The sequence below is a fragment of the Moritella viscosa genome (genome assembly GCF_900120065.1).
GTDB lineage: Bacteria > Pseudomonadota > Gammaproteobacteria > Enterobacterales > Moritellaceae > Moritella > Moritella viscosa.
Map to the genome: position 1 here is coordinate 1 of NZ_FPLG01000147.1, position 665 is coordinate 665.

A 665-nucleotide genomic window follows, 5' to 3' on the forward strand; every position below is an offset into this window, starting at 1 on the left:
TTTTAAGGACTGGATTATGAAAGAGTTACAAATAGATGCTAAGAACTTTGTCATTGATGCATCGGCGCAAGATACGGTTAAAAATAACGAGGAAGTCGTCGTGTATTTATTAACATTGATACAGAACGACACGGGCGAAGAAGCGCCTAGTTAACGCGTTAGCATTAATGCTGTTGTACTTGAAAATGGTAATTCAGCCCTATAAAACCGCAGCCCATATTATTGATTGTAGCGTTCACGTTAAAGCTGTATTCAGCAGAAAGACGATGACACGAATAGCAAACATCAGATGACTGAATAGGCCATAAATAGGCTGTTCAGTTGTGTGGTAATTGAAGAATATTATTAATAAATTCCAACATAGAATGACAGTTATGGAGATGGGTAGATATGAGAAAAGTTAAGTTTAATTGGAGTCTGAGCAAGATATTCCAGCGTCGAATATTAGAAAATAAAGATGACCAGGTACTTGATACAAGTGGCATTGTGACAGAGTTAAATGATGACCCTCATATCAATCGATATCTCATTACTGTTGATAGTAATGGAACAACTCTGCAGACGGTGAATGTAGAGGGTAAGGCGTTAATTGATTCAGAAGCGGCAAGGAATCTTGTGCGAGATATGAATCAAATGACCGTGCGCATGAATGAAATGGTTAGACG

The 665-nt window shown here is 38.0% G+C and carries 1 protein-coding gene; it reads left to right on the forward strand.

What is annotated here, in order from left to right:
• Positions 1-390 precede the first annotated feature (390 nt).
• A partial coding sequence (locus tag BT797_RS21805; RefSeq protein WP_139292011.1) for a hypothetical protein occupies positions 391-665 on the forward strand: 275 nt, incomplete at its 3' end.